A 19,256-nucleotide genomic window follows, 5' to 3' on the forward strand; every position below is an offset into this window, starting at 1 on the left:
CACAGCATGATAGCATGGATTGTGGTATTGCATGCTTAAAAATGATTTTTAAGTTTTACGATCACAAGATTGATTGCTCAAAAATAGGTAGCATTTTCAAAGTAACAAAAAAGGGGGTTTCTTTAAACAGTATCAGACTGATCGCAGAGTCTTTTCACGTACATACTTTTGCATCATTTCTGTCTTTCGAGAATCTAAGTACAGAGATAGAACTTCCATGTATTATACATTGGAATCAAGATCACTTTGTTGTTCTTTGCGAAATAAAAAATAATAGAAGGGAGCAATATGAGATTTGTATAGCAGATCCCAGCAAGGGTTTTTTAGTTTATTCAAAAGATGAATTCTGTGAACATTGGATAAGTACTCAAATCAAAGGTGAAGAGAAAGGTGTCGCATTGCTCCTTAAACCAACGGAACAATTTTACACTCTAAACAAAACGGGGAATGCTCTCTCTCATAATCGTACCAAATTTCTTTGGAACTATCTCAAGCAATACAAGCGTTTTTTTTTGCAATTAGCACTCGGTTTATTGCTGGGTTCCCTCCTGCAACTCGTCTTTCCTTTTCTTACCCAAGCCATTGTAGATACAGGTATTGGAGGCAAGAACATTGGTTTCGTATGGTTGGTGCTTTTAGCGGAAATGATGCTCCTGTTCAGCCGTACTGCCATTGATTTTATCCGCTCTAAAATACTTCTACACATTTCCACACGTATAAACATCTCGCTTATCTCAGACTTTTTCATCAAGTTGATGAAGCTCCCGATGAAATTCTTTGACACCAAACTTCTTGGCGACCTCTTGCAACGCATCGAAGACCATCGCCGTGTGGAGCAATTTCTCACATCAAGTAGTCTAAGTCTGCTATTCTCCTTCTTCACATTCTTAGTGTTCGGCATCGTCCTTGCAGTTTATAATCTCGGCATCTTTCTTGTCTTTCTTTTGGGGACATTGCTTTATGCCGGATGGATCATCCTCTTTCTTAGAAAACGCAGACAGTTAGACTATAAATACTTTGAACAGGAAGGGCGTAATCGTAACGTCACCTATCAACTCATAGAAGGTATGCAGGAAATTAAACTACAGGGTTGTGAGCAACGCAAGCGTTGGGAATGGGAGGACGTACAAGCCGACCTCTTCAAGGTCAATCTACAATCGCTCAATCTACAACAAATACAACAGGTTGGTAGTGTCATTATCAACGAGGTAAAGAACATTCTCATTACCGTTCTTGCTGCCACAGCCGTTATTCACAGCAATATGACCCTTGGTATGATGCTTGCGATTCAGTATATTATTGGGCAACTTAATGGCCCTGTAGAACAACTTATTCAATTCATATATTCATGGCAGGACGTGAGTATTAGTTTGGATCGTATGAATGAGATACATACCGAAACCAACGAGGAAAATGTAGAGCGAGCACGGAACGCCTACACAGGCGAGACTCCTGAAGGACATTCTATTGATATTAAAGACCTTTCTTTCAAATATGACATATATAGTTCTCGAAACATTCTTTCTGATATAAGCCTCCTAATTCCTAACGGCAAAGTTACAGCTATTGTTGGAGCCAGTGGAAGTGGGAAAACCACTCTCATAAAACTCCTATTGGGATTCTATGAACCATTAAACGGAAGTATTCGGGTAGGCAATGCTAATCTGAATGAATACAATCTTGGGTGGTGGAGAAGTCAATGTGGAGCCGTGATGCAGGAGGGCTATCTTTTTTCCGATACTATTGCAAGGAACATCGCCATATCAGACGACGAACCCGACATCGAGCGCATCCGCCACGCAGCTCGTGTGGCAAATATCGCAGACTACATCGAAGCTCTTCCTTTAGCCTATAATACCATGATAGGACAGGATGGACAAGGCATTAGTCAAGGGCAACGACAACGCATCCTGATAGCAAGAGTAGTCTATAAGAATCCGATGTTTGTCTTCTTGGACGAAGCGACTAATGCCCTTGATGCCAACAACGAGCGCGCCATTACAGAAAACCTTTCAGATTTCTATAAAGGGAAAACCGTAGTTGTGGTAGCACACCGCCTTTCCACAGTTCGCAATGCCGACCAAATTGTAGTTTTGGATGAGGGGAAGATTGTAGAAGTAGGGACACACGAAGAACTTACTGCAAAGCGTGGCAAATACTTTGCCTTAGTGAAGAATCAATTGGAATTAGGAAATTAGTATGGAAGAAGAAAATAGACAAGAGCGAAGTTTTGAGCTTCGTAGTGAGAAAGTTCGCAGTATAGTAGGACAAATTCCATCCTCACTGGTTCGCTATGGTATTACCGCCATTGGAGTTGTGTTGCTTTGCATTGTTGCTGTAGCCTACTTCCTCCCCTATAAGCAGGTCTATTCCGGGACAGCTGTCATACATGAGATAGGTAGTGAACATAAGGCGGATACCACAAAAATAAATGTGTTATTAAAATTTGGAGAGAAGCGTCCCAATGTCCTCATAGAGGGAGCATCAATTGAGTTCCAATCGGCTGTTGAGGTTGCAAAAGGCAACATTCTATCTCTTTCCATGGCAAGAGACACTCTCGGTAGACAAGAGGCTCTTTGTCGTGTACCATTGCACCCTATGAAAAAGCTGGAACACCAAGAAGTCGATTTCCTATTGACCATTCACTCCGAGAACTTACTGACTCACTTTTTTTCGGGATTTTTAGGGAAGTAGCTTCTCTGACAACCTTCAACTCTGGGTAAATCTCAAATAAAATAATCATATGAAAAGACTAACCCAAACAGATCCTTTTAAGATTGTATCTTCTGAGAGTTCCTCCGCTTCAGAGATTCGTGAAGCTACTGATGAGTTGATTGAAATGATACTCGAACTGAGTGATTCAGCAACCGATGATACTACTCTGTTTCGCATTATGAACTATACTCGGTTCATACTTCAGACATTACAAAAAAAATCACTCTGTAAGTTCTTCTATCCAACTCTGCTTTTCAGAGCTAGAGCAAGTGCTTTCCATTGAACTGGAGATTTTAGAGAAAGGCCTGAAGAAAACGAACTTTTCCGATGCCAACTTACAAAAAAGTTCTTCAATTCACTGGACAGGAAAGGTTGTAGATTTGGTGGAGCTTCTCTATGCTCTGGATACCTGCAATTGTATCAATAATGGAGAGATTGGTGTAGAAGAATTGTCGGATAGGCTTTCCAAGGTATTCGGAGTCGAAATCAAGAACTGTTACAATGTTTATATGAACATGAAGCACCGTAAAGACGAAAGTCGTACCTACTTTCTTGATGAATTGAAAGAAAAATTGAACAGGCGGATGGTAGAAAGCGATATCAGGGGAGGAAAGTATAAAAGAAGATGAAGAAAACGGGGAACTTTCTATGGTAGGAAAGTTCCCCGTTTTTTACTTTATTACTATCAACGAAAGGCTTTGATAACCCGTATAATAGTCCACAAACAAGTAAAAGGAGCTGTGAAAACACCAATGACAACAAAAAGAATCAGTTTGATGATGTAGTATATTACCCACTGCCCGTTGGTTCCTGCAATCATTTTATAGGGGATGAACTTCTCTACGAAGAGGTATCCCGACCATATAGCCATCAGTGTATATCCCGACATCCATCTCATATCTTCAAAACCCTTGGTCGCTAAGAAATTCAACTTGAAGCCGATGACAAATAAGGTAATGAGAAACAATAGACTAAAGATGCTTCGCCAAATCTCGCTGCGTTTTCTCTTCTGAAAACAGGGGGTGCAAAGTATCGGCTGGTATCTCTCCGTACATTCGGGACAGAGCCCTTTTCCGCAATCGGTGCATTGTGCAACCGCCGGTTCTTGAGTATGATTAAAACAATTCATAGTGTAATCGTTTAGCGTATTCAAAAATACAAAAATCCAACATTAGAGCCAAGGAAAACTTCTTGTTATTTCTTGGTATTAAGCAGCTTTGAAAGCTCCGGGTCATCGGCAATTCTTTGCAGTTCTCGTTCCACGATTTCCCGCACCTCCGTCTTCACTCGGTCATAGTTTGCCTTGATTTCCTGTTCCATCATATCCACTCCGTTTTCATCCTTGAAATCTGTTAGAATGGGTATCGGTAGATAAGCGGCCGTTTCCTTTGCCACTTTCGCATTGTCCACCACAATCTCACAGTGGAATATCTTCTGCTCGATACGTTCGGAGAAGTTGTCGGCAACTGCTCCGACAAACATTCCCTGTGTGAGTGTGGAAATCTTGCTCTGAGGAATAAGGCTGTCCATCTGCGTGGAGATGGAGGTTGTTTTGTCGCTTCGAGTGATGCTCAGGCTCTGCCGTTTTTGAAGCACTTTTCCGAAACGCTCCGATAAGGTCTTTGCCGTCTCGCCGACCACCTGACCGGAGAAAATATTCCCGACGGTGTTCATCACTACAGCAGCTTCCTTGTCTCCATAATCGCGCTTCAGTTGCGAAAAGTCTTGAAAACCTAAACAGACCGCTACCTTGTTGCTTCGAGCAGTGGCTATCAGATTATCAAGCCCTTTGAAGTATATGGTAGGCAACTCGTCAATGAGCACCGAACTTTTCAGCATTCCTTTCTTATTGATGAGCTTGACAATGCGCGAATTATACAACCCCAATGCTGCTCCATAGATATTCTGTCTGTCAGGGTTATTCCCTACACACAGGATTTTAGGCTCTTTGGGGTTATTGATGTCCAGCGTGAAATCATCGCCCGTCATAATCCAATAGAGCTGCGGGCTTATCATCCTTGACAAGGGAATCTTAGCGGAAGCTATCTGCCCCTGCAACTGGTCAGCGGCTCCTCCGAGCCAAGCGTCCATAAAGGGAGAGAGGTAATTCTCCAATTCGGGGTAAGAGGTCAGGATAGGAAATATATCCTCGTATTTTCGGCAGAGAAACTCAATGGCATGGGGAAAGGTACAGTATTTCCCTCCTTCGAAAATGCGGAGATACCAAATGATGGCGGCAAAGAGAACGATGGGAGATTCTACGAAGAAATCACCCTGCTTCTGTACCCACGTCTTGTTAAGGTTGAGCATAATCGTATAAGCCGATTCATAGGCATCCGATATATCGCTCATGAAATCGGGGTGTATCGGATTGCAGCGGTGCGATCGCCTCGGGTCATCGAAGTTGATCACGTAAAACTTCGGCTTGACCTTATACCCTTCCGAGTGGTGCAGCAGGTGATTGTACACAATCGTGGAAAGGTCGGGATATTTGAAGTCGTAACAGTAGATGGCAAATCCCTTTTCGATTTGCTGCTTGATGAAATTATTGATGATGGCATAGGACTTACCGCTACCCGGTGTCCCCAATACGGAGACCGCACGGAAAGGATTGACCACGTTTATCCAACCCTTGTTCCATTTCTTGCGGTAATAGAATCGGGTCGGGAGATTGACCGAGTACTCGTTTTCCAAGAGCCTTGTTTCCTGCATAAAGGATTCGTTCTCCTGATTGAAGACATCCTCCATCAGGTTGTTCTTCAAGAGGCGGCTCATATAGAGTCCCGCCATCAGCAGACACACATACCCTACGGTGATCGTAAAGGTATAGAAAGCCGCATTGGCTTCAATGGGCAGCGGCAAGGCGAGTATCCACCAATTGAGGAAGAAAAAGACAAAGCCGACACCCATGAATGCCCCTATCTTCGACCAAGTGATATGCTCCTCTTTCACACCTTTCGTACCTAAGCAGGAAAGTCCCATCAGTACCAGCGCAAAGAGTTTGGTGTAGAGCATATTGCCGAACAGTCCCGCCGTGCGGTGGAAATTCATCAGTATCCTGTCCACCACACCGATATTCACGCCCCATAGTTGTATCGCTTCATAGCAATACCAATAGAGGTGGGCAACCACCAATATAATACTTACGGCACGCAGAAAATCCATGATTTTCGCCAGTGCTCTCAAATCGTCTTCTTGTTGTGACATAATCTTTCTGTTTTTTTTAGAGTTTACGCTGTTTTCTTTTTTTACGCTGCATCCGTCTGCGGAACTGCTCTTCCTCCCAATCCGTACCGTGGGCTTCCAAGGGCAAATCGAGAAGACCACCCAAGACGGAATCTCCGTCCGAAGTCAGAGTTTGGGGAATACTGCCTTTCTCACGCTGCTGTATAGGAGCAGACAGTTCGGGATGCGGGCGGTCGAACCACTCGGCAACGGCGTTTGCCGAAAGTTCCTTGCCCAATCGTGAGCCATTGACCACACAGCCGTTGTTATGGTCTATGAAGGTGACACCATAGAGCCGCCCTTCGTCGTTCTCACGAAAGAGGACATCAATCCCCTTGTGATAGAGATTATCCCTGAAATCCACTCTTGTGACAGAATGCCTCAATGCTCCGGCTACGACAGCTTTGGTCTTGGGAGCAAGATGTTTTTCTTTCAGTTTCTCCTTTGAAGCCTTGAACCTGTTTTGTAGGGCTTCATATCCGACAGCTTTCCCGAAAAGAGAAGCCTTGAAAGGATTCCCCACCTTTTTACCTTTATCATCGGTAGCAAAATAGACCAATCCATTATAGGGCTTTCCATATATTTCTCCCTTGACCTCTTCCACGCATATATTATAGGTGGAGAGCAAGGCTCTGTATTCTTTGAAGCTCGGACAATGATAGAACTTCGCTGCAGGTTTGATAACCGAAGCCAGTTGTTTTTTGAGATTTCCCTCTTCAGGACGGACTCTTTGCAGTCGAAAAGTCTCTTTTGCCCGTTGCCTTTCGGCAGGCAGCAAGCCATATTTCTGCTCTATCTCTCGGGTGATATGCTTACTCTTGTAGAAGTTGTTGCCATCGTTAATCTTCTTCCCTTGTTCATCAACGGCTAAGGTGACAATATGCAAATGATGTCTGTCTATGTCCTCGTGTTTATACACGACAAAGGGCTGGTTGCCGTAGCCCATCTTTTCGATATACTCCTGTGCGATGGCAGAGAACTGCTCATCAGAGAGTTTATCATCGGGATGCGGGTTCAGGGAAATATGAATAATGGGCTTCTTCGTGCGAACTTGGCTCGGCATATATGTCAGAAAGTCCTGCATATAGGCTGCAATATCGTGTGTGCCGTCGGCAGAACAAAACACTTTGTTGGTCTCCAAAATCTTGGCGACACCCTCGTTTACCTTTTCTCCATTGTATGCTAACGCCCCGAAAAGGGAAATCCCATAGCTTATTTTTGCGACCATTTCTCCTGAAATTCACGGGTGAGTTGTACGATTTCGCCTCCGATAGTCGCCAATTCGAGTGTCAGTTTCTCCAGTTGGGCAAGCATGGCGTAGGCTTTTTTCTCGGTGAAATTGCTTTTTAAGGCGACCACTACTTGGTTGTAATTGACCCCTACGCTGCGGAACTGCCCGTACAAAGTCGTCAATTTTTGATAGTAGTCAAGCAAGGAGCGGTCTACTTTTATGACACGAAAAGTCTTGTCAAAGACCCTTGCCTTGATGAAAGCCGACTGACTTTGTACGCCTGCCGTCTCTTTCATGGAGAGAAACTCGGCAAATTCCATCGCCGTAAAATTGACCGAGACCCGTTTCTCGGTCTTCACTTTGGAGCTTATGCCCCGCATTTTCTTTTGTTTCATTTTCTACTTTGGATTTTAGTGTTTCACGGCATCACCGGCATTCGAGACAAGGCATTCTCCCTTCCAAGAAAAAACGACTTCGGAGTTTTTTCAGCCCTCTGCAAGAGCAAGGGTTTTATGCTGCAAAAACGGAGTCGTGCTGCATAAAACATACCTTGCTATTTGCTCCGACGCAAATAAATCCATCCATGAAGGACGGAAGTCGAGTATCTCAAAAAAGAACGCTTCATACCTCGAAAACTTCGGCTTACCGCTTGGGAGCAAAGTTACTATGCATTGTATCTAAGACACTTACCTCATAAGTAGACACAAGTACGCATATCGACGCCACAAGTACGTAGTTAGCAAAAAGGATAGAAAAGAGGCTTTGAGGGCATCTATATTTGCCCCGTCGGACGGTTATTTGCGGATCGGTGGACATACTTGCCTAAGTCTAAAAACCTGTCCGCATCCATTTGAACAGACAATCAAGGAAATGGGAACTGGAATGAGAATATCTACAAGTTATTGCACCCATGTACCCTTATACCCTTGTGCAAGGGTACAAGCGTGGAAGTATGGATGGGTGGACGTGTGCAAGTATGCCTCCCGTCATATAGCTCCACCCTTATACAAGGAGGGACATATCCCCCAAAGTGGGTCTATGTTCTCTTATCGGAATACCTTATCGTATGCCTGTCCGGAGATTTATTCCCTCACGGACTCATTTCCATATCTGCCTTTTCAAGGAAACAAGCCAAGGTGTGCATACGCCTTTCCTCACATATATGTAGAACCATTAAACAGAAAATGAAATGAAAAAGAAACCTGTTTTCATAGCCTTCTCCACCCAGAAGGGCGGTGTCGGCAAAACGACCTTTACGGTCTTGACGGCGAGTTACCTGCACTATGCCTGCGGGTATAACCTTATTGTGGTGGATTGCGACTATCCGCAATTCAGCATCAATGCGATGCGTCAGCGTGACGCACAGGGGGTGGATCGCAACCCCGCGCTGCAGGAATTGGCAGCCACCCAGTTCTCCGAGTTGCAAAAGCCCACGTACACCATCCTTTGTGCCACGGCAGAGGCAGCCGTGGATACGGTCAGGGAATATCTGGAAACACATGAGTCGGATACGGATTTCGTCTTTTTTGACCTGCCCGGAACCATCAACAATGACGGTGTGCTGACCACTCTCTCCAATATGGATTACATTTTCACACCCATCTCCGCCGACCGTATATCCTTGGAAAGCACGTTGAGCTTTTCAGCCATCATCAAGGAGGTGATAACCGACAATACAGACACTGCCAACAAAGGGATCTACCTCTTTTGGAACATGGTAGACGGCAGAGAGAAAACACCCCTCTATACGATGTATGAAAAGGTCATTGCCGAGTTGGGACTTCCGGTCTTGAAGACGGCAGTCCCCAATACGACCCGCTACAAAAAGGAAGTGATGGATGAGGGTACAACCCTCTTCCGTTCGACCATCTTTCCCGCCTCCCGCACGCTGCTCAGAGGTAGTCGTCTGAAAGAGCTTGTGGAGGAAATCCTATCCATCGTAAAACCTGAAGCGTATGGCCGAGAAGAATAAAGGGGCGATAGACCCCGTCGCCATCCGAGAGCTGATTTCGCAGGGTATACCGATGAAAAAGAAAGAGAGCGAGATGATTCCGCCTGCCACCGTCGAAGAGGTGGATGCGTCCGTTTCGGAAACACGAAAAGAGGTTTCGGAAGAACCGCAACTACCCATCCGAACACGTCGCAAGAATATCGCCAAAGGAGATTACATCTCGCTCTTCATGCACCGCAATGATCTGTATGACCGCAAGGCAATCTACATCTCCAAAGAGTTGCAGGACAAACTGTCGGAAATCGTCCTCTTCATCCGAAAGAGGGAGATGACATTGGGCATGTACGTGGAAAACATCCTTCTCAAACATTTGGAGGACTACAAGGAAGAAATCAACCGATTAAGTGAAAAGAACTTCAAGAAATTATTGTGATATGAAACAGAAAACAAACCGACCAATGGCAGGCAAAGAGTCCTGCAGAGAACGAAAAAGCGTCTCTTCAAAAGTAACCATCCGTAACTCCACCACGCTCATCGAACATTCTGAGGGACACTCTACAGGTCTCCTTCAGGAAGAGAGAAGCGATTATGAAACCGTCTTTCTGCAACCCCTGAACATCGGAGACCGAAAGGGCGTGTTCATTTCCAAAAAGACACAGGAAGAGATTTCCGAAATCGTCTATGTGGCAGCCGCAGGCAAACTGACGATTGGGGCATTCGTAGAACATATTCTCCGGCATCACTTAGAGAGTCACCGTGATGAGATAGACGCCTTGTTTGAGCAACAGTTCCGTAAACGTTTCGAGCGATGAAGCAGGTGATTGTCATTCTGCTGTCGGTAGGCTTAGCCTATCTCGGCAGCGTACAGGTCGCCCGCTTTCTGTACGGACGCTATCGGAGTGCCGTGAGACTCTACCGTGAATTGCGACTCTTTTTCCGAGAACGAGGCAAGGGGAAATTCGTCGTTACCATCCGCATCCCCCAGAAGGAATTCTCCCAAGAGGAGAATATCCTTTTAGTCGAGTTGCCCATTGAAGAAGAACAACAGGAACAGACGGCTGAAACGGGAATGTCGGAAGAGACCTCTCCGTTCATCCCCGAAGAGGAAGAGGATTATGTATTGGTGGAAGTCCAAGGTGAAAGCCACTCTCTTTCGGAAAGCATCACCGTGGAAGAACTGCAACAAATGGGCAATGTCCTCTCCTGCAAGAATGCCCCGATAGAGGAAGCGGCGAAAGCTGCTGAAACCATCTATAAGATACATGACTCCCCGATGTTCCAAGCAATTAAGAAAGCAGCCGGGGAACGTGTCCGCGAACTGCTGGATCGCGTTGCCGAAGAAGCCCCGAAAGAGATTCTGTCAGGCAATTTCGATTACAAACGATTTATCAAGACATAGTATTCACCCATTCAAAGAAAGGAGAAAATATGAGTAAACCCATCTATCTCGCCATCGCTTCCCCCAAGGGAGGTGTCGGCAAAACCTCGCTTACGGTACTTGCTGCAAGTATTCTGCATTACCACAGAGGATGCAATGTCGCTGTTGTGGATTGCAACCATCCCGTCTATACCATCGCCCGTCTGCGGCAGCAAGAGTCGGAAGAGCTGAGTACTCAAAGGCTGATGCACCTGAAACATCGAACACCCTGTACCCCTTATCCGATAATTTGCACTCCGGTGCGGGAAGCCCTGAACCGGGTGGAGCGACACTGTGTGGACAATCCTCCTCGCTGCATTCTCTTCGACCTCCCTCCATTGATGCGTACCGAAGGAACGGTGGAACTGCTTTCGGCAATGGATGCCGTCGTCTTTCCCGTTACGGACAGTCCGATGGATATGGAAGCTGTCCGCCATTTCATCGACATCTTGGGAGAGCAGATACTGACGATGGGCAGGGGCAATATCCGTGAGCTTTACCTGCTTCGCAATATGATAGAGGCTTGGGAACGTGAGGAAGCCGACGAACGCTGTCTCACTCTTGCCGATGAAACAGGAGCTTTGCTGATGCAGACCTCATTGAGCCACTCCCGTTTATATCGTCCGCTGCTTTCCGAGCGCAGAAGAGGGGTATGCACCCTCTTCCCACCCCACGGAGGGATGTTGAGCAGGCTCTGTGTTCAGTTGGGCGATGAACTTCATGAAATCCTGCAACGCCTATGTACCGAATAGTCCTTGTCCTTCTCTTGCTCTACCTTTTGTGGCTGCTGCTTTTTCTCTCGTATGAACGAAGAAAGAGAAAGAACAGAGCAATTGAGAAAGAGCCTTGTCAAACGGTCTGTGAAGCCGAAATAATCGGTAAGAGTCGCTTTAAGATAAGCCACTCGACGCCACAAGTACGCAGTTATCCAAAAGGCGAGGCAGAAGCAAAAAAGGCTTCTACATTTGCCCTCGAAAACGGACAAGAGCCATCGGAAGAGCCGGATGATCTGCCCGACATAGATGAGATTCCTTTAACGTATGAATCTTCGGATGCACCATCGTTTGAAGAGGAGGACGAAGAACTTCCCATACAGGGGGAAAGCGAATACGCTATGGGAATTGATTTTGAACGGGTGCTGGAAGCCTTGTCGGTCATTCACCGCCACGCCCACACCGAAGCAGAGCGACAGAGTACTGGCGATACGCTGAGAGCGTTGGAAGGAACCCGGCTGATGGAAACGCTCCGAAGCGATGCGAAACGTTCGGCCACGATCGATGAAATCGTCCGTGCCCGTTTCGAGGAGCTTTACAGCGGCAAAAAAGCGTAACACATTTTCCGATCGGTTTTAACCCCAATAGTATGGACCCTTTAATATAACAGGAACAATGAAAGAAAAAGAGTACGGCTGACCCTAAGAGAGCCACCACTAACATCCGAAAGTAACAACAGTATTCATCCGTCGGGAGGACATATCCAATCCTTCTGGCACAAAACAAAGATTTATGACCAAAAGACATTTTCTTTTCGCAGCCGTCCTGCTGCTTTCCATTTCCTCTGCCTTTGCCCAAGGCAACGGCTTGTCGGGTATCAACCAAGCCACCAACATGGTGACGAGCTATTTCGACCCTGCCACGAAACTCATCTATGCCATCGGTGCGGTTGTGGGACTTATCGGAGGGGTAAAAGTCTATTCAAAGTTTGCGTCCGGAGATCCGGACACCTCGAAGACCGCCGCAAGCTGGTTTGGAGCGTGTATCTTCCTCATTGTCGCAGCCACCATTCTGAGAAGTTTCTTCCTCTAAGCCTATGGAGACCTATCCCATCAACAAGGGAATCGGTCGCTCGGTAGAGTTTCAGGGACTCAAAAGCCAGTATCTGTTCTTTTTCGCCGGAGGGCTACTCGCCCTTTTCGTGCTGTTTGTCATCCTCTACATGGCGGGTGTCAATCAATGGATTTGTATTGGTTTCGGAGGGACTGCCGCGTCCGTTCTGGTGTGGCAGACCTTCTCCCTGAACACGAAGTATGGGGAATATGGGCTGATGAAGCGTTCCGCCTTGCACAGCCATCCCCGATACCTCATCAACCGTCGTCGCATTCCCCGTCTGTTCCGACATAAGGAACAGAGAAGAGTAAAAAGAGAACAGAACGAAAGAAAAAACAAAGAAAAGGAGGAAAGGCAATGAGAAATATACTGAAAGCCACCACGCTGGAGAACCGCTTTCCGCTGCTTGCCGTCGAAGAGGGGTGTATCCTCTCGAAGGAGGCTGACATCACGGTTGCTTTTCGGGTCGAACTTCCCGAACTCTATACGGTGACAAGTGCGGAGTATGTCGCCATTCATTCGGCTTGGGTGAAGGCAATCAAGGTGTTGCCGACCTACAGCATCGTACACAAACAGGATTGGTTCGTCAAGGAGGGCTACCGCCCGGAATTGCAAAAGGAGGATATGAGCTTCCTTTCCCGAAGTTTCGAGCGGCACTTCAACGAGCGACCATTCCTTCATCACGACTGTTATTTGTTCCTGACTAAGACAACCAAGAACCGCAGCCGACAGCAAAGCAACTTTTCCACTCTCTGCCGGGGACATATCATCCCCAAGGAGGTACGGGACAAGGATACCGCCCGAAAATTTCTTGAAGCTACCGAGCAATTCGAGAGAATTATCAATGAGAGCGGCTTTGTCTGTCTTACCCGATTGAGCGATGAGGAAATTATCGGGACAGAGGATAAGCCGGGACTGATAGAAAAATACTTCTCTCTGTCCCTATCTGACACGACGGTCTTGGAAGACATTGACCTCCGTGCCGACAGCATGCGTATCGGCGACAAACGGCTCTGCCTGCATACGCTTTCCGATACGGAAGATCTGCCCGGACAGGTTGCTACGGATATGCGGTATGAGCGTTTATCCACCGACCGAAGTGACTGCCGCCTTTCATTTGCCGCTCCCGTGGGGCTGTTGTTGCCGTGCAACCATATCTATAACCAGTATGTGCTGATTGACGACAGTGCGGAGAACCTGCAACGCTTCGAGAAGAGCGCACGGAATATGCACTCGCTCTCCCGTTACAGCCGAAGCAACCAAATCAACAAACAGTGGATTGACGAGTATCTGAATGAGGCACACAGCTTCGGACTTACCTCGGTACGCTGCCACTGCAACGTGCTGGCATGGAGCGAGGATGAGGAGGAACTCCGCCTTATCCGCAATGATGTGGGTAGTCAGCTGGCACTGATGGAGTGCAAGCCACGACACAACACGGTGGATGTGCCGACGCTCTTCTGGGCGGGCATTCCCGGCAATGAAGCCGACTTCCCTGCCGAAGAGAGTTTCTACACCTTCATCGAACAGGCGGTATGCTTCTTCAATGAGGAAACCAACTACCGTGATTCTTTGTCTCCGTTCGGCATTAAGATGGCAGACCGAAGCGGAAAGCCTATTCATCTTGACATCTCCGACCTGCCCATGAAGCAAGGCATCATCACGAACCGCAACAAGTTCATCTTGGGACCGTCGGGTTCGGGCAAGTCGTTCTTCACCAACCACCTACTAAGGCAGTACTGGGAACAGAACACCCATATCGTCTTGGTAGACACGGGAAACAGCTATCAGGGCTTGTGCGAGATGATACGCCACAAGACGCAGGGCGAGGATGGGGTCTATTTCACCTACTCAGACGAGAGTCCCATCAGCTTCAATCCCTTCTACACGACGGACAAGATTTTTGATGTGGAGAAGCGGGAGAGCATCAAGACACTGCTGCTGACGCTGTGGAAAAAGGACAATGAGCCTGCCACCCGTTCGGAAGAGGTTGCCCTCTCCAATGCCGTTTCGCTCTTTATCGAGCGGATCAAGACAGACGATGGTATCGTTCCTTCGTTCAACAGCTTTTACGAGTATCTCACCACCGATTACTCGGCTCTGCTTCGTGAGAAAAAGGTCAGGGAAAAGGATTTTGACTTGCCCAATTTTCTCAACGTGCTGGAGCCGTACTACAAGGGTGGCGAATACGACTATCTGCTGAACTCGGACAAGCAACTCGACCTATTGAACGCCCGCTTCATCGTTTTCGAAATCGACGCGATAAAGGATCATCCCATCCTCTTTCCCATCACGACCATCATCATTATGGAGTTGTTCATCAATAAGATGCGACGACTGAAAGGGGTTCGGAAAGTCATCCTTATCGAGGAAGCGTGGAAGGCGATAGCTTCCGCAAATATGGCGGGATACATACGCTACCTCTACAAGACCGTGCGTAAGTTCTTCGGCGAAGCGGTCGTGGTGACTCAGGAGGTGGACGATATCATTTCCTCTTCCGTAGTCAAGGAGTCCATTATCAACAATAGCGATTGCAAGATACTCCTTGACCAACGCAAGTACATGAACAAGTTCGACCAGATACAGGCACTCTTGGGATTGACGGACAAGGAGCGGGGACAAATCCTCTCTATCAACCAGAGCAACGATGCCACGAGGTCATACAAGGAGGTATGGATCGGACTGGGTGGTGTACAATCCGCTGTCTATGCCACCGAAGTATCAAAAGCCGAATACCTCACCTACACAACGGAGGAGACAGAGAAAATGCGCGTACTGGCCCGTGCCGAGCAACTCGGCGGCAACATGGAGCTTGCCATCAGGCAGCTCACTGAAGAAGAATAGTCAAGAATAATCATCACTAAAATCCAACGTAAAATGAGAAAGAGAATTTTAATGCTTATCACGTGCGGTTGCCTCCTGGCCGGCAGTGCACACGCCCAGTGGGTAGTCACAGACCCCACCAACCTTGCACAGAGCATCATCAACACGACCAAGGAAATCGTACAAACCTCCAAAACGGTCAAGAACACGCTCAACAACTTCAAAGAGGTGGAGAAACTCTACAATGAGAGCAAGAAGTACTACGACGCTCTGAAAAAAGTGAATGACCTCGTGCGGGATGCCCAACGAGTCAAAGAGACCATCCTGATGGTCGGGGAAATCTCCGACATCTATATGAACAACTACAAGAAGATGCTTTCCGACCCGAACTTCCGTCCAGAGGAGTTGGTTGCCATCGCCAACGGTTATACCAAACTACTCGGAGAGAGTAACAACCTGCTCAAGGAGCTGAAGCAGGTGGTGAACATCACCACGCTGAAGATGACCGACAAGGAGCGTATGGATGTGGTGGATCGCTGCTACAAGGAAATCAGGGATTATCGTAACCTCGTGCGTTACTACACGAACAAGAACATCTCCGTGAGCTATCTCAGAGCCAAGAAGCAGCAGGATACCGACCGGGTGCTTTCGCTCTATGGAACGGACAACGAAAGGTATTGGTAGTCATGGGAGCGGAATTTGATAACCTGCACCAAGTCCTCCGTTCGCTTTACACGGAGATGATGCCGATGTGCGGCAACATGATAGGGGTAGCCAAAGGCATTGCGGGCTTGGGAGCACTCTTCTATGTAGCACTTCGGGTGTGGCAGACCTTGGCTCGTGCCGAACCCATCGACGTCTATCCGCTACTTCGTCCCTTTGCACTCGGTCTTTGCATCCTCTTCTTTCCGATGGTGCTGGAGACCATCAATGGGGTACTCAGTCCCGTTGTGCAGGGTACACACAAGATGCTCGAAAAGCAGACCTTCAGCATGGACGAATACCGCAAGTTACGGGACAAACTGGAATACGAGGCGATGGTGAAGAATCCCGAAACAGCCTATCTGGTAAGTAATGAAGAGTTCGACAAAAAATTGGATGAACTCGGTATCGCCCCCTCGGATATGGCAACGATGGCAGGAATGTATGTGGAGCGCAGTATGTACAACCTCAAGAAATGGTTCCGTAATATGGTGCGGGAGTTCTTGGAACTGCTTTTCGCCGCTTCCTCCCTGCTCATCGACACGCTCAGGACTTTCTTCCTGATAGTCCTCTCCATCTTGGGACCGATAGCCTTCGCCATCTCGGTGTGGGACGGTTTTCAGAGTACCCTCACGCAATGGTTTACGAGGTATATCTCCATCTATCTGTGGCTACCTGTGGCGGACTTGTTCAGCTCGATGCTGGCGAAGATTCAGGAGCTGATGCTCAAGCATGACATCACACAGCTACAAAATGACCCTACCTATACGATAGATGCCTCGAATGGGGTCTACCTTGTATTTATGATTATCGGCATCATCGGCTACTTTACCATTCCAACGGTTGCGGGCTGGGTGATACAGGCAGGTGGAGCAGGTAATTTCGGAAAAAACGTGAACTATGCAGCAGGAAAGGGTGCCGGTATCGCAGGTGCCGTGGGTGGAGCCGCAGGCGGCTTTGCCGTGGGACACGGACGAAGCATGATGAACCATGCGGGCAGCAAAGCCAAAGAGATTGCCGGAAAATTATTTCATCGGGGAGAAAACAAATCCTCCGAACCATCGGAACAAAATTAAAACGCTATGGAATTTAAGTCATTAAAGAATATCGAAACAAGTTTCAGGCAGATACGCCTTTTTACTTTGGTTGTCGTCTGTCTGTGTGCCGCCCTTGCGGGCTATTCGGTATGGAGTGCCTACTCCTTTGCCGAAGCTCAAAGGCAGAAAATCTATGTGCTGGATGGCGGTAAGTCGCTGATGCTCGCCTTGTCGCAGGATCTGTCGCAGAACAGACCCGCCGAGGCGAAAGAGCACGTGCGCCGCTTCCACGAGTTGTTCTTCACCCTTTCGCCCGATAAGAGTGCCATCGAGGGGAATATCTCCCGTGCGCTGCTCTTGGCGGACAAAAGTGCCTACAATTACTATCGGGATTTCTCCGAGAAAGGGTACTACAACCGTATCGTGGCAGGAAACATCAATCAGGTCGTGCAGGTGGACAGCGTACTCTGTGACTTTGACCACTATCCCTATTCGGTACGGACGTACGCCCGGCAGATGATTATCCGTGCAACCAACGTGACCGAGCGCAATCTCGTGACCGTATGTCGCCTGCTCAATACGAGCCGCAGCGACGACAATCCGAACGGATTCAACATCGAGGGATTTGAAATATTGGAGAACAAGGACATCAGTACTCGTAAGCGATGAAAAAGAAAAGTCTGTTCCGAATGATGCAGGAGGGAGCGGAGGCAAGACTCCGCCGCCTGTGCGGACGCATCCCCACTCATATGAGGTTATATGTCGTCCTGACGATGCTTCTCTTTTTCGCCTTCCTTGCCAACTATGTTTTCTTCAACGGTTTGTACCGTATCTTTTCCGAAGGAGACTCCGAAGAGGAAAGGCTACCGGCAATCAAGCATATAGAAGCCCCTGAAGTAAGGCGGCTCTATCCGCAAGACAGTATCAACCTATTAAAGTATTACGATTATGTTCCCATTCAAAAGAAAGACAGCCTCCGATACGAGTACCTCGCCTGAGCTGACGGAAGAAGAGAGACAAAGGCAAAAGAAGTTTATCATTTATCCCCTGATGTTTCTGCTTTTTGCAGGCTCCATGTGGCTCATTTTCGCTCCGTCGGAGAAAGAAGAGGAGAAACAGACCAAGGGCTTCAACACGGAAGTGCCCGACCCGATGGCAGCCGAACTGATTGGTGATAAGAAGAAAGCCTATGAGAAGGAGATGATGGAACAGAAGGAGCAGGAACGAAGTCGTGCCATGCAAAGCCTTAGTTCCATGTTCGGGGAAATGACAGGAGGAGAGACTTCACAGGGAGCGGGCGAAGCGTCCGCTTGGGAGTCTGACCCCTCGAATGAGAGTGAGGGATACACGTCCCGACATTCTGCCCCGCAAGATGGCTTTCACGCTTCGGCATCCGCCTATCAGGACATCAACCGCACGCTCGGCAGTTTCTATGAAGCACCGAGGGAAGACCTCGAAAAGGAGGAGCTGCGTGCTCGATTGGCAGAGTTGGAAAACCGTATGAATAGCGAACAGCAGTCGCCTGCCATAACCGTAAACGACCAGATGGCATTGCTCGAAAAGTCCTATCAGTTGGCGGCAAAGTATATGCCGTCGGGTGCTGGACAACCATCTTCCAATATGGCGTTGGTGTCGGATGGGGAGACGGCTTCCGAAAGGAAAGCGGTCGCAACCACCCGAAACGGGAAGGCGGTAGCTTTTCCCGTTGCCCCTGTGAGCGAACAAGTGGTGTCGGCTCTGGCGCAGCCGATGAGCGACTCGACTTTCCGCTCCGAATATGTCAAGGAGAGAAATTTCCTATTTCAAACTGCTATCGGGACAGCCTCACAGACGGATAGAAACACCATATCAGCCTGTGTGCATAACAACCAGACGGTTATGGATGGTCAGACGGTGCGTTTCCGTCTCTTGGAACCGATGCAGGTCTCCGGCAGGGAAATACCACGCAATACCCTTGTCGTGGGAACGACAAAGGTACAGGGCGAACGGCTTGCCGTTGTCATTTCTTCACTGGAATATCAGGGCAATATCATTCCCGTAGAGCTGACAGTGTACGATATGGACGGGCAGGAAGGGATATTCATTCCCGGCTCGATGGAGCGCAGTGCCGCCAAGGAGATTGCCGCTAACATGGGGACATCCGTGGGCAGCAGCATGAACATCTCCACCGATGCAGGTGCACAGCTTGCCGCCGACTTGGGCAAGGGGCTGATACAGGGAACCTCGCAGTATTTCGCCAAGAAAATGCGCACCGTCAAGGTGCATCTCAAAGCCGGATACAAGGTATTGCTCTACCAACCTGAAAACAAGTAATTCACAGTTATTATTC

22 protein-coding genes are annotated in these 19,256 nt (G+C 47.8%); 18 read left to right on the plus strand and 4 right to left on the minus strand.

The window, feature by feature from the left end:
- The first annotated feature begins 14 nt into the window (after positions 1-14).
- The 3 genes from EL262_RS01045 (at position 15) to EL262_RS01055 (ending at position 3,344) form a co-directional block, all read left to right on the plus strand.
- Positions 15-2,198, plus strand: coding sequence for a peptidase domain-containing ABC transporter (locus EL262_RS01045; protein ID WP_244919654.1), 2,184 nt, complete (start codon positions 15-17; stop codon positions 2,196-2,198).
- A 1-nt stretch (position 2,199) separates the two neighbouring features.
- Complete coding sequence (locus EL262_RS01050) at positions 2,200-2,694, plus strand: hypothetical protein (protein WP_078735717.1); 495 nt, start codon at positions 2,200-2,202, stop codon at positions 2,692-2,694.
- Positions 2,695-2,984: 290 nt separating this feature from the next.
- Entirely contained in the window at positions 2,985-3,344 is a 360-nt protein-coding gene (locus EL262_RS01055) for an RteC domain-containing protein (RefSeq protein ID WP_025837594.1), read from the plus strand.
- A 56-nt stretch (positions 3,345-3,400) separates the two neighbouring features.
- Here EL262_RS01055 and EL262_RS10240 read toward each other — a convergent pair whose 3' ends face one another.
- Positions 3,401-3,604: a hypothetical protein gene (locus EL262_RS10240; protein ID WP_004584322.1), complete on the minus strand. Its 204-nt coding sequence runs from the start codon at positions 3,602-3,604 to the stop codon at positions 3,401-3,403.
- Between EL262_RS10240 and EL262_RS10095 the strand changes: the two genes are divergently transcribed.
- Positions 3,546-3,728 carry a hypothetical protein gene (locus EL262_RS10095; protein ID WP_174706345.1) on the plus strand — a complete coding sequence of 61 codons (183 nt, stop codon included), beginning with the start codon at positions 3,546-3,548 and terminating at the stop codon, positions 3,726-3,728. The two genes, EL262_RS10240 and EL262_RS10095, sit on opposite strands and share 59 nt — an antisense overlap.
- Before the next feature lie 181 nt (positions 3,729-3,909).
- Here the strand turns inward: EL262_RS10095 and mobC are convergent, their stop codons facing one another.
- From mobC to mobA, 3 genes are read right to left on the minus strand one after another with little or no spacing between them, the layout of a single operon-like run.
- A complete protein-coding gene (gene mobC / locus EL262_RS01065; protein WP_025837596.1) occupies positions 3,910-5,922 on the minus strand; it encodes a conjugal transfer protein MobC in 2,013 nt (670 codons plus the stop codon).
- Between the two features lie 16 nt (positions 5,923-5,938).
- Positions 5,939-7,168 (minus strand): conjugal transfer protein MobB, encoded by a 1,230-nt coding sequence (gene mobB / locus EL262_RS01070; protein ID WP_025837597.1) that lies wholly within the window; start codon positions 7,166-7,168, stop codon positions 5,939-5,941.
- The gene (mobA, locus tag EL262_RS01075) at positions 7,153-7,566 is read right to left on the minus strand and encodes a conjugal transfer protein MobA (RefSeq protein WP_013815816.1); all 414 of its coding nucleotides are present in this window, start codon (positions 7,564-7,566) and stop codon (positions 7,153-7,155) included. The genes mobB and mobA overlap by 16 nt, the downstream gene beginning before the upstream one ends.
- 794 nt (positions 7,567-8,360) lie before the next feature.
- Between mobA and EL262_RS01085 the strand changes: the two genes are divergently transcribed.
- The 14 genes from EL262_RS01085 to traM all read left to right on the plus strand — a co-directional run bounded on the left by EL262_RS01085 (position 8,361) and on the right by traM (position 19,240).
- On the plus strand, positions 8,361-9,143 hold the full coding sequence (locus tag EL262_RS01085; RefSeq protein WP_036889339.1) for a ParA family protein: 783 nt from the start codon (positions 8,361-8,363) through the stop codon (positions 9,141-9,143).
- Positions 9,127-9,555, plus strand: coding sequence for a DUF3408 domain-containing protein (locus EL262_RS01090; RefSeq protein WP_025837603.1), 429 nt, complete (start codon positions 9,127-9,129; stop codon positions 9,553-9,555). The genes EL262_RS01085 and EL262_RS01090 overlap by 17 nt, the downstream gene beginning before the upstream one ends.
- Before the next feature lie 25 nt (positions 9,556-9,580).
- Positions 9,581-9,934: a DUF3408 domain-containing protein gene (locus EL262_RS01095; protein WP_025837605.1), complete on the plus strand. Its 354-nt coding sequence runs from the start codon at positions 9,581-9,583 to the stop codon at positions 9,932-9,934.
- Positions 9,931-10,521 carry a hypothetical protein gene (locus tag EL262_RS01100; RefSeq protein ID WP_025837606.1) on the plus strand — a complete coding sequence of 197 codons (591 nt, stop codon included), beginning with the start codon at positions 9,931-9,933 and terminating at the stop codon, positions 10,519-10,521. The genes EL262_RS01095 and EL262_RS01100 overlap by 4 nt, the downstream gene beginning before the upstream one ends.
- A gap of 29 nt (positions 10,522-10,550) precedes the next feature.
- Positions 10,551-11,291 (plus strand): ParA family protein, encoded by a 741-nt coding sequence (locus EL262_RS01105; protein ID WP_025837609.1) that lies wholly within the window; start codon positions 10,551-10,553, stop codon positions 11,289-11,291.
- Positions 11,279-11,869 carry a hypothetical protein gene (locus EL262_RS01110; protein ID WP_025837611.1) on the plus strand — a complete coding sequence of 197 codons (591 nt, stop codon included), beginning with the start codon at positions 11,279-11,281 and terminating at the stop codon, positions 11,867-11,869. The genes EL262_RS01105 and EL262_RS01110 overlap by 13 nt, the downstream gene beginning before the upstream one ends.
- A 175-nt stretch (positions 11,870-12,044) precedes the next feature.
- Positions 12,045-12,344: a DUF4134 domain-containing protein gene (locus EL262_RS01115; RefSeq protein ID WP_025837612.1), complete on the plus strand. Its 300-nt coding sequence runs from the start codon at positions 12,045-12,047 to the stop codon at positions 12,342-12,344.
- Between the two features lie 4 nt (positions 12,345-12,348).
- Entirely contained in the window at positions 12,349-12,726 is a 378-nt protein-coding gene (locus EL262_RS01120) for a DUF4133 domain-containing protein (RefSeq protein WP_078735719.1), read from the plus strand.
- Positions 12,723-15,209, plus strand: a complete 2,487-nt coding sequence (locus EL262_RS01125; protein WP_078735720.1) for a TraG family conjugative transposon ATPase — start codon at positions 12,723-12,725, stop codon at positions 15,207-15,209. Before EL262_RS01120 ends, EL262_RS01125 begins: the two co-directional genes overlap by 4 nt.
- 33 nt (positions 15,210-15,242) lie before the next feature.
- Positions 15,243-15,872, plus strand: coding sequence for a DUF4141 domain-containing protein (locus EL262_RS01130; RefSeq protein WP_025837614.1), 630 nt, complete (start codon positions 15,243-15,245; stop codon positions 15,870-15,872).
- 2 nt (positions 15,873-15,874) lie between these two features.
- Positions 15,875-16,966, plus strand: coding sequence for a conjugative transposon protein TraJ (traJ, locus tag EL262_RS01135; RefSeq protein WP_013815827.1), 1,092 nt, complete (start codon positions 15,875-15,877; stop codon positions 16,964-16,966).
- 6 nt (positions 16,967-16,972) lie between these two features.
- A complete protein-coding gene (gene traK / locus EL262_RS01140; protein ID WP_004584343.1) occupies positions 16,973-17,596 on the plus strand; it encodes a conjugative transposon protein TraK in 624 nt (207 codons plus the stop codon).
- Positions 17,593-17,925, plus strand: coding sequence for a TraL conjugative transposon family protein (locus EL262_RS01145; protein ID WP_025837619.1), 333 nt, complete (start codon positions 17,593-17,595; stop codon positions 17,923-17,925). Before traK ends, EL262_RS01145 begins: the two co-directional genes overlap by 4 nt.
- On the plus strand, positions 17,876-19,240 hold the full coding sequence (traM, locus tag EL262_RS01150; protein WP_078735721.1) for a conjugative transposon protein TraM: 1,365 nt from the start codon (positions 17,876-17,878) through the stop codon (positions 19,238-19,240). The genes EL262_RS01145 and traM overlap by 50 nt, the downstream gene beginning before the upstream one ends.
- The last annotated feature ends 16 nt before the right edge of the window (positions 19,241-19,256 follow it).

Source organism: Porphyromonas cangingivalis (assembly GCF_900638305.1).
GTDB classification, from domain to species: Bacteria; Bacteroidota; Bacteroidia; order Bacteroidales; family Porphyromonadaceae; genus Porphyromonas_A; species Porphyromonas_A cangingivalis.